This is a genomic window from Phenylobacterium sp., from assembly GCF_036563285.1.
Classification (GTDB): domain Bacteria; phylum Pseudomonadota; class Alphaproteobacteria; order Caulobacterales; family Caulobacteraceae; genus Phenylobacterium.
Window position 1 is genome coordinate 1 of sequence record NZ_DATCMR010000007.1, and the last position, 8,944, is coordinate 8,944.

Annotated in this window: 10 protein-coding genes, 1 tRNA gene and 2 pseudogenes; 1 reads left to right on the forward strand and 12 read right to left on the reverse strand. The window is 67.5% G+C overall.

Going from position 1 to position 8,944, the window contains the following annotated elements; all coding sequences use genetic code 11:
* The 8 genes and pseudogenes from VIL76_RS08300 to VIL76_RS08335 all read right to left on the reverse strand — a co-directional run.
* Nucleotides 1–480: pseudogene (locus VIL76_RS08300) on the reverse strand (DNA-directed RNA polymerase subunit beta); the annotation flags it as partial.
* A 715-nt stretch (nucleotides 481–1,195) separates the two neighbouring features.
* The gene (gene rplL, locus VIL76_RS08305; RefSeq protein ID WP_332044552.1) at nucleotides 1,196–1,585 is read right to left on the reverse strand and encodes a 50S ribosomal protein L7/L12; all 390 of its coding nucleotides are present in this window, start codon (nucleotides 1,583–1,585) and stop codon (nucleotides 1,196–1,198) included.
* Nucleotides 1,586–1,628: 43 nt separating this feature from the next.
* Nucleotides 1,629–2,144 carry a 50S ribosomal protein L10 gene (gene rplJ, locus VIL76_RS08310; protein ID WP_332044553.1) on the reverse strand — a complete coding sequence of 172 codons (516 nt, stop codon included), beginning with the start codon at nucleotides 2,142–2,144 and terminating at the stop codon, nucleotides 1,629–1,631.
* Nucleotides 2,145–2,499: 355 nt separating this feature from the next.
* On the reverse strand, nucleotides 2,500–3,189 hold the full coding sequence (gene rplA, locus VIL76_RS08315) for a 50S ribosomal protein L1 (protein ID WP_332044554.1): 690 nt from the start codon (nucleotides 3,187–3,189) through the stop codon (nucleotides 2,500–2,502).
* A 3-nt stretch (nucleotides 3,190–3,192) separates the two neighbouring features.
* Entirely contained in the window at nucleotides 3,193–3,624 is a 432-nt protein-coding gene (gene rplK, locus VIL76_RS08320) for a 50S ribosomal protein L11 (RefSeq protein WP_332044555.1), read from the reverse strand.
* 142 nt (nucleotides 3,625–3,766) lie between these two features.
* Complete coding sequence (nusG, locus tag VIL76_RS08325) at nucleotides 3,767–4,330, reverse strand: transcription termination/antitermination protein NusG (RefSeq protein ID WP_332044556.1); 564 nt, start codon at nucleotides 4,328–4,330, stop codon at nucleotides 3,767–3,769.
* 8 nt (nucleotides 4,331–4,338) lie between these two features.
* Nucleotides 4,339–4,644, reverse strand: coding sequence for a preprotein translocase subunit SecE (gene secE / locus VIL76_RS08330; RefSeq protein ID WP_332044557.1), 306 nt, complete (start codon nucleotides 4,642–4,644; stop codon nucleotides 4,339–4,341).
* A 73-nt stretch (nucleotides 4,645–4,717) separates the two neighbouring features.
* A tRNA-Trp gene (locus VIL76_RS08335) sits at nucleotides 4,718–4,793 on the reverse strand.
* A 193-nt stretch (nucleotides 4,794–4,986) separates the two neighbouring features.
* Between VIL76_RS08335 and VIL76_RS08340 the strand changes: the two genes are divergently transcribed.
* On the forward strand, nucleotides 4,987–5,190 hold the full coding sequence (locus VIL76_RS08340) for a hypothetical protein (protein WP_332044558.1): 204 nt from the start codon (nucleotides 4,987–4,989) through the stop codon (nucleotides 5,188–5,190).
* Nucleotides 5,191–5,200: 10 nt separating this feature from the next.
* Here the strand turns inward: VIL76_RS08340 and VIL76_RS08345 are convergent, their stop codons facing one another.
* The 4 genes and pseudogenes from VIL76_RS08345 to tuf all read right to left on the reverse strand — a co-directional run.
* On the reverse strand, nucleotides 5,201–5,557 hold the full coding sequence (locus VIL76_RS08345) for a hypothetical protein (protein WP_332044559.1): 357 nt from the start codon (nucleotides 5,555–5,557) through the stop codon (nucleotides 5,201–5,203).
* A 151-nt stretch (nucleotides 5,558–5,708) separates the two neighbouring features.
* Complete coding sequence (locus VIL76_RS08350; protein WP_332044560.1) at nucleotides 5,709–7,745, reverse strand: DUF3857 domain-containing protein; 2,037 nt, start codon at nucleotides 7,743–7,745, stop codon at nucleotides 5,709–5,711.
* A 69-nt stretch (nucleotides 7,746–7,814) separates the two neighbouring features.
* Nucleotides 7,815–8,648, reverse strand: a complete 834-nt coding sequence (locus VIL76_RS08355) for a hypothetical protein (RefSeq protein ID WP_332044561.1) — start codon at nucleotides 8,646–8,648, stop codon at nucleotides 7,815–7,817.
* Between the two features lie 167 nt (nucleotides 8,649–8,815).
* Nucleotides 8,816–8,944, reverse strand: a pseudogene (tuf, locus tag VIL76_RS08360) (elongation factor Tu); the annotation flags it as partial.

An 8,944-nucleotide genomic window follows, 5' to 3' on the forward strand; every position in this document is an offset into this window, starting at 1 on the left:
GCCCGGCGAGCGGTGCATCTGGGAGACGATGACGCGCTGGGTCCCGTTGACGATGAAGGTGCCCTTCTCCGTCATGAGCGGGATGTCGCCCATGTAGACGTCCTGCTCCTTGATGTCCTTCACGGAGCGGGCGCCGGTCTCCTCGTCCGTTTCGAAGACGATCAGGCGCAGCTTCACCTTCAGCGGCGCGGCATAGGTCATGTCGCGCTGGACGCATTCCTCGACGTCGTACTTCGGCTCCTCGAACTCGTAGGAGACGTACTCGAGCACGGCGCGCTCGTTGAAGTCCTTGATCGGGAAGACGGACTTGAAGACCGCCTCCAGCCCCTCGTCGCGGCGGTCTGCGGACCGCGTCTCGCGCTGCAGGAACTGCTCGTAGGAGGAGCGCTGAACCTCGATCAGGTTCGGCATCTGCACGGCTTCAGGGATGCGGCCGAACGAGTGACGGATCCGCTTCTTGCCGGTGAAGGACTGCGCCATTTGTTTCCCTTGAGGACGCGGCGGGACGGACTCCCGGCGTCTTGAATGTCATCCTGCGTCCACCCTCGGCGCCTCCGGAAGGAGACGGGACGCTGGAATGCCCCCTGGTGTCGTCGGGGGCGTCCCTTCGCAAGGCCGGAGGGCGGCGGGCCATGCCTCGGGACAACACGCGCGAAAACGCGTTGCTGGAATCGGAGATTTCGCGAAGGAGCCCAGATAGGCTGTTTGGGGCCGGAAGGAAAGCCCCTTTGCGCAACAAAAAGACGGCGGCGCCGGGTGGAGATCCCGACGCCGCCTCTTTGGGGTGGACCCGGGCTCTCCCGGGTCCGTTTGCTAGCTTCCGATAGTCTACGCTGGTCGCGCAGCCCCCTAACCAGGGACCCGCTGCGGATGTTCCCACCCGTTCATCCAGGGTTCACGAAAAAAATCCGGCGCTACCGCAAGGTCGAGTGTCCGACACATGCCGAACCACAACATATGTATGTTTCTCACGCCGCGGTGAGCGCCGCCCGGCCCTTGAATGGCCGCCATGCAGCGCGAGCATAATGCGCCAGGTACTCCGGGTGCTCGGTCCCATCCAGCGGTCCCAAAGGTGAACCAGGCGGAATAATTGCAGCCCGCCTGCCCGTGGTGCAGCAATCGGCGAACGAAAAGGGCCGGAGGTCGCCCCCCGGCCCTTCGCAGTCTGTCGGCAGATGCCTTGAGACGTGCTGGCTTACTTCACCTGCACCGAGGCGCCGGCGTCTTCCAGGCGCTTCTTGATCTCTTCGGCTTCTTGCTTGGAGACGTTTTCCTTCACGTTCTGAGGAGCGCCTTCGACGAGGTCCTTGGCTTCCTTCAGGCCGAGGTCCGGACGCACGGCCCGGACTTCCTTGATGACGTTGATCTTCTTGTCGCCGCCGCCGGTCAGCACGACGGTGAACTCGGTTTGCTCTTCGGCGGCTTCGGCCGGAGCCGCACCACCACCAGCGCCCGGAGCGGCGGCCACGGCGACCGGAGCCGCGGCGGAGACGCCCCACTTTTCTTCGAGGAGCTTGGAGAGCTCGGCGGCTTCCAGAACGGTCAGGGCGGACAGGTCGTCCACCAGCTTTTGCAGATCGGCCATTTGGCTAGGTCCTTTTAAGTCAGGGTTGTCGGGAAGATGACGATCAGGCGGCGTCTTTGGTCGCGTACGCGTTCATGACGCGCGCCAGCTGGCCGGCCGGAGCTTGCAGGATGCCGGCGATACGGGTCGCCGGAGCCTGGATCAGGCCGATGAGCTTGCCGCGGAGCTGGTCGAGCGACGGCAGGCTCGCGAGAGCCGTCACCGAGGCCTTGTCCAGCACCTGTTCACCCATGAGGCCGCCGACGACGGAGAACTTGTCGTTGTCCTTGGCGTACTGGGTGGCGACCTTGGCGGCGGAGACGGGGTCCGGCGCGAAGGCGATGGCGACAGGGCCCTTGAACAGGGTCGTGACCCCGTCGCCGGCCTGATCGCCCAGAGCCTTCTGGGCCAGGGTGTTCTTCACCACCTTCAGCTGGGCGCCCTGCTCACGCAGACGGCCCCGCAGATCGGTCATTTCCGCAACGGTCAGACCCAGGTAGTGGGTCACGACCACGGCGCCGGAAGACGAGAAGACGCCCTTGAGCGTCTCGATCGCTTCCTGCTTTTGAGCGCGGTCCATTGCGGTCTCCTACTCAGGTTCGGCGCGCACGAGATTGCCCGCGCCGGTCAGTCCAACCTGTCGAGAAAGAGAAGCCGCAGCCTCGCGCACGGCTCATGCGCCGTCGCGGAACTCCATCTTCCCGTCTCCCGGCGGCGGAGGGAGGCTCTCCCTCTGATTAAGGCTCCGGTGGCCCCGGATCCCCGCTGTTCTCGGACAGGATCAGGGCGCGCTATCCTGCGCCCTGCCCTCGCCGCCTTGCGGACGGCGAAAACTTTGAAGAGGCGGGCTCTTACACGAAGCAAGCCGACCTCTCAACAAAAAGGCGCGGGAGGATCCCCCCGCGCCTTCTGATGTCCTCAGGCTGCCGCCGGGCTTAGGCGCCGAGCGAGCCCGCGTCGATCTTGAAGCCCGGCCCCATCGTGGACGAGAGGCTGATCTTCTTGATGTAGGTGCCCTTGGCGCCGGACGGCTTGGCGCGGTTCAGCGCGTCGACCATGGCCTTCACGTTGGCGAGCAGGGCGTCCTCGGTGAACGAGGCCTTGCCGATGCCGGCGTGGATGATGCCGGTCTTCTCGGTGCGGAACTCGATCGAGCCGCCCTTGGCGTCCTTCACGGCCTGGCCGACGTTGGGCGTCACGGTGCCGACTCGCGGGTTCGGCATCAGGCCGCGCGGGCCCAGCACCTTACCCAGGCGACCCACCAGGGCCATCATGTCGGGGGTGGCGATCACCCGGTCGAACTCCATGAAGCCGCCCTGGATCCGCTCCACCAGGTCCTCGGCGCCGACGATGTCGGCCCCGGCGGCGGTGGCTTCGGCGGCCTTGGCGTCCTTGGCGATGACCGCGACGCGGACGTCACGGCCGGTGCCCGACGGCAGGGCGACCACGCCGCGGACCTGCTGGTCGGCGTGACGCGGGTCGACGCCCAGGTTGACGGCGATCTCGACGGTCTCGTCGAACTTGGCGTTGGCGTTGGCCTTCACCAGCTTGACCGCGTCGGCGACGGGATGGGTGGCCTCGCGGTCGCCCGTCCACTTCTGCATGCGCTTGGGTTGCTTCGCCATGACCTAGCGCTCCACGATCTGAAGGCCCATCGAGCGGGCGGAGCCCTCGATGATGCGGGCTGCGGCCTCGACGTCGTTGGCGTTCAGGTCCTTCATCTTCTTCTCGGCGATGTCGCGCAGCTGGGTGCGGGTGATCTTGCCGACGGTCTCGCGGCCGGTCTTGTTGGCGCCGGACTTAATGCCCGCGGCCTGCTTGATGTAGTAGGTCGCCGGGGGCGTCTTGGTGACGAAGGTGAAGCTCTTGTCCTGGTAGACGGTGATCACCGTCGGCAGGGGCGTGCCCTTCTGTTCCTTCTCGGTGCGGGCGTTGAACTCCTTGCAGAAGCCCATGATGTTGACGCCGCGCTGGCCCAGCGCCGGCCCGATGGGCGGCGAAGGCGTCGCGGAGCCCGCAGGCACCTGCAGCTTGATATAGCCCAAGATCTTCTTGGCCATTGCTGTCTCCAATGCGGCGGCTAGCTAAGCCGCCTATGTGGCCGTGGTGCGGGCAGCCCCTCCCACGGATTTGAAATCCGCGCTTCGCGCGAAGCGCGCGGCATTACCAGTTGCGCGAGGCCGCGGCAACCGCGGCCGAAGGTCAGCTGGTCTTCTCGACCTGATTGTATTCCAGCTCGACCGGGGTCGCGCGGCCGAAGATGGAGACCGTCACCCGCAGGCGGGCGCGTTCCTCGTCGACCTGCTCCACCGAGCCATTGAAGCTCGCGAACGGACCGTCGGTGACCCGCACCTGCTCGCCGATCTCGAACTGGATCGTCGGCTTCGGCCGCTCCACGCCCTCCTCGATGGCGCCGATGATGCGCGCCACTTCCTTCTCGGACACCGGCATCGGCTTTGACCCGGAGCCCAGGAAGCCGGTCACCTTCGGGGTGTTCTTGATGAGGTGGTAGGCCTCGTCGGTGAGCTCCATCTTCACCAGGACGTAGCCCGGGAAGAACTTGCGCTCGGAATTGACCTTCCGGCCGCGGCGGATCTCCACCACGTCTTCGGTGGGCACCAGGATGTCGGAGAAGTTCTCCTCGAGCCCCTGGGTCTTGGCCTGCTCACGGATGCTCTCGGCCACCTTCTTCTCGAAGTTCGAGTAGGCGTGGACGATGTACCACTTGTGGCGCGGATTGGATTGTTGGGCGGGTTGTTCGGACATCTTCCCTCTTAGCCCCCGCTCGCCAGACGCAGGATCAGCCGGATCGCGGACCCGAGGCCCCAGTCGACGAAGGCGAAGAACAGCGCGGCGAGCAGGACCATGATGGCCACCATCACCGAGGTGATCCAGGTCTCCTTGCGGCTCGTCCAGGTGATCTTGCGTGCTTCGGCGCGGACCTCCTTGGCGAACTGCGGGATGCTGGTGCGTTTCTTCGGCTGGGCCTGAGCGACCGCCGCGGGCGAGGCCATGGCCGCAGCCGTCTTGGCGGCGCGGTGCCTCATCGCTGACGGGTTGGAGCCCGGTTTCTTGGCCATGGCGGCGTCTTAAACTCTCTGATGGGCTCGCCATTCCGGCGCGCCCGGGTTCTCGTCTACTCGTTATATAGGGTGGCAGGAGTGGAGGGACTCGAACCCCCGGCCCTCGGTTTTGGAGACCGATGCTCTACCAGCTGAGCTACACTCCTTCGCCGCAGGCCTGAAAGGCCTGGCCCCCGAACAATGAAGAGCGCGCCGGGAAGCGGTCAGCCTTCCGGCGCGCTCGGCTCATCGCCGGAGCCGCGTCGTTTAGCAGGGGGCGCCCTACCGGGCAAGGCGGGATCGAAGCGCCTCCCAGGCCGTTCGAGTGGGCTGAACGACGCATCTGAAAAGGACGCCGCGATGGCGCACAGCGACCGCATTCACTGGAACCGCGACGACGAGCAGAAGCCCGGCGATCCGCCCCGCACCGCCTACGAGCCGAAGGGCTCCGAAGGGTCCAGCCGCAACGCCAAGACCATGACCGATCCGGTCACCGGCGAGCCGCAGAAGGGCGCGCCGGAGCCGAACCAGGCCGACGCCGGCGAGACCGAAAACCTGGACTAGGACCGGCGGGTCAGCCGGCGGCGGCGGCGGGCGGCGCCGGGGCCGCGCACTGCAGGGCGAGGTAGTCCACCTTCACCTCGGCGAGCTTCGGCCCGCAGGCGCCGACTTCGCCCTTGGCCTGGCCGGTCACGGAGACGCCCACGCCCTTGGACATGTCCACGCCGGCGTCGGTGATGTCGTAGGTCTTGCCGCCGGCCGCGATGGTCACGCAGCCAGCCTTGGGCTGCGCCGGGCAGCCGACCGCCGCCACGCCCTGGCCTTGCGCCTCGCCGCCCGCGGCCTGGGCGGCGCTCGTCGCATTCTCGCCGCAGCCCGCCAGCGCCATCGCCAGGACCACGGCCGTCGTACTTGCGAATATCACGCGCATCGTCTGAGTCTTCCCTTACGCACCCGTCTTGTCCGGTTCGGACAGCGGAACTGTGCGCCCGGGAATCGGGCCCGGCAACGGCGAATTCCGCCGTTACGTCAAATTTCCCGCTACAGTTAAGCTGTTGTTTTTGCTCGGCGCCGGGACGGACCTACGGAGCACTCGCTGCGCTGAGGGCACGGTAGGCCATGTAAAGGATCCACACGCCGATCCAGATGAACCATGCCCAATGGACCTGGGGCCGGTCCTTAGTCTGCTTCGCCGTCAGGAAGCGGCCGTTGCGGGTTTCGAGGGTGACGGTCACCCCCTGGGAGCGGAGCGCCGCGTCCCTCAGGTCGAAGAACGTCTGCGCCTCCTCCGCCGGGATGAACCGGCGCTCTACCGAGAGCCCTCTGATCAATTTGATGGTCCGCCCCCCGCCCTCGTGCTTGGACGATCCTCGCAGCCCCGGCATCTCAAAGACTCGGTCCCAGGCCGCAACCTGCACCTCGTGCGGCAGCACCACCTTGGAGATCCAGACCCCAGCCCGCGGCAGCCCTACGTCGATCATCATCCGCCGCGCCGCGGTCCGCGGCGTCGTCAGTTGTTCGCTGAAGAAGCTGTCCAGGAGGTTGAACTCGAGAAGATCGCGGTTGTCGGGGTGCGGCTCGTACGGCCGGCTGAGGCGGTAGCGTTCGACGGTCTCGAGCCGGTTCTCATCTAGGTCGTCCGAAACGCACATCGGCTCGAGCTCGCTGACCTCGCCGAAGTACCGGCTGTAGTAGTCGATGTAGTTGCGCACCACGCCGGCCGCGTCATTGGCAAGGCTCCGCCGCATCGCGTCCGCCCGCCAGGCGCCGTACACCGTCGTGACTTCGAGCGTGGCGGGCGACCCGGGCTCAGGCCCCAGCTCGTACGTCTCGTCGACCTGCCAGCTCTCCACCACCGGGTCGTCGCCCATCCATTCCAGCTCGGCGTCCGCCTCCAGCGGCAGAGCCCAGCCGAGATGGACCTTGTAGAGCCGGTCGAGCCGGCCACCCTGCGGGTAGCTGGTCGGATCGAGCCAGTAGCTGGCGCCCTCCAGGCGCAGGCGCACGATGCAATGGTCAAAGGCGATCGTGCTCGGATCCTCGTCATCCAGCACCCATCCCCGGAAGGTGTTGACCAGCGCCGGGACGGCGTCGAACCCGGCGTGGTTCAACAGGGCGGCGAGCAGCCGGGATGCGTCCTTGCAGTCGCCGCAGCGAGCGCTCCAGATCTGCGCCACCGGCCGCGGCACGTACCCGCCCTCGCCCATCGACACGGCCTGGTAGCGCAGTCCGCTCTGCACTAGCCGGAGCAGCTTCACGGCCAGGTCCGCAAGACCTGCCGCCTGTGAGCTCATCTCGTTCAGCTCTGCTTGGAGGTCGTCGGGCAGCGGCTCGGCCGCGAAATGGCCGCGGAAGATGTCGGCCACCTCGCTCCAGGCGAGCGGATCGGAGACCCGGACGCGGGCGTTTCGCCGCTGCCAGTTCGGCTCGTCCGGCTCGGCCGGGATCGCTGGGGTGGCGAGCGCACGCCAGGTGTGCTCGACCAGCCCGCTGGGCATGGTGCGGACCTCAGCCTCGGGGGCGTGGTTCCAGGACTGCATGCGGAGCTTGCGCTCCGGGCGCGTCAACAGGCGCACGCGGGTCTCACCGACCCAGCACGCCCAGGTGAATCCCCATTCCGCGGCGAAGCGGCCGCGGAACACCGGCTGGGCGCCGATCACCGAGCAGGCGTAGTCCACCACGTCGCCCACCCGAACGTCCGGGATCACGAGGTGGGCGGTCAGCCGCCCATCGTAGCGGGCGCGCTCCAGGTCGCGCTCCCGCCGGAACACGCTCAGCAGGGGAATCGGATCGACCTCCCGGACCGCGTCCCCGCGGATGACACGCACGTAGTGGTAGACGAGCGTCTCGTAGCTCGGATCAAAGTCGAGGTTGATCTGGGCGGTGTCCTGCAGCCCGTCCGGCCCAACCACCTCCACGATCGTCCGCGTCAGATAGACGTTCTCCGGACCCGCAAGGTTGACCTGGGCGTCCGAGAGCCAAAAGCAGCGGCCATCGTCGCTGCGGTCCTCCCGGGCCCTTTCAGTGCGTTGGAATGGCCGCAGGTCGGCCCAGTCCCAGGGCTCCACCCTGCGCACGACCGGTTCGCCGGCCGGCCCGATCGTCGCCGAATCCGCCACCTTGATCCCCCTTCAGGGGCATCAGAGCACGGACGACCTTGGCCGCGCAAACGGCCGGCCGAGCAGCCCCTAGCGGTCGCCGATGCTCACCCGGCCGATGCCGGAGACCGACTTGCGGACGTCGCCGGTGACCGACTTCACGCGCACGCCGCCCAGGCCCGAGATCGAGGCGTCGAGGCTGTCGGCGACGCCGTCGAAGTCCACCCCGCCCACGCCCGAGACGTTGGCGCGCAGCAGGGTCGCGCGGCCGCTGGCCACCTTCACCTTGCCCACCCCTGAGACGCTGGCGTCCATCGGGCCGGAGAACTCCTGCACGTTCACCCCGCCGGCTCCGGAGAGATGCGCGTCCATCCCCTGCCGCACACGCCCGGCGCGCACTGAGCCTGCGCCCGACAGGTGAACCACCAGCCAGTCGGCCGCGCCCATCCGCACCGAGCCCGCACCGGATTCACGGATCGTCGCGGCGCCCGCCACGTCGGCCACGGTCCAGTGGCTGCACCCGGAGTTGGAGAGCTGAAGGCTGCCGGAGCGGCCGATCTCGCCGGCCACCGCCCCGTTGGCGCTCACGGCCACGTCCCGCGGCGTGCGGATGACGATCCTGGGGACCTCGTCCCACCGCACATCGCCGACGTCCTGGACGCGGACCCGGCCCTTGTCCTGGTCGCGGTCGCAGTCGCGGATCCGCTTGCGCAGCCCGCCGTCGACGATGGTGCGCGAGCCTTCGGTGCGCACCTGGATTGGGAGCTGCGCGTGCGGCGAGACCACCTCCACGCGGACGTCGCTGCGGTTTTCCGGGACCACGGTGACCCGGGCGACCGCGTCGCGGATCTCCACGGAAGCCGCCTGCGCCGCCCCCGCCGTCAGCGCCGCGCCGGCCGCCAGAAGAAGCATTTGAAGACGCATGGCCTTTTCCCCAGTCCTGTTGGAGAGAGGCTAGGCCTGCCTGTGCGCCGGGGCAGCTTAATTCGCGGTCATGACACCGATGTAACAGAAGGCGTAACCGCCAAAGAGAAAGGCCGCCGGGTTTCCCCGACGGCCTCTCGTCTCAGCTCGAGTGGACCCTTGCAGGCCTACTTCAGGATCTTCGACACCACGCCGGAGCCCACCGTGCGGCCGCCTTCGCGGATGGCGAAGCGCAGGCCCTGGTCCATGGCGATCGGCGTGATCAGCTCGATGGTCAGCTCGGCGTTGTCGCCGGG